The 273-nt window shown below is 36.3% G+C and carries 1 protein-coding gene; it reads left to right on the top strand.

Translation table 11 applies throughout. From position 1 onward, the window contains the following. The coding region (locus ACY2RS_RS15595; protein ID WP_490099588.1) for a hypothetical protein at positions 1-183 on the top strand (183 nt) is incomplete at its 5' end. Between the last annotated feature and the right edge of the window lie 90 nt (positions 184-273).

Raw genomic sequence — 273 nt, 5'->3', positions numbered from 1 at the left:
AGGCCTTACGAAGCTATCCTTTACAAATGTAGTACGGTACGCTTTAGTAGCAAAATGATGGAGTCCTTTTCGAGGAGCATACAGAAGGTACTTTGGGTAGTACCTAGGACCGATGAGGTCTTTGGGCATGTAGCTACATATACATATTGGTTATTAGGTCTTAATCTACTAGGGAATAGATAGGTATGATTCACGCACAGAGGCGAACATATTATAAACCAAATAAACCTAATATAATAGAAAATGGAAATAGAATGATATATGTAGAATTAT

The sequence above is a fragment of the Patiriisocius sp. 208BN25-11 genome, from assembly GCF_058147145.1.
The sequence above is the reverse complement of the archived record's forward strand: the minus strand, read 5'-3'. Positions and strand labels throughout refer to the sequence as shown.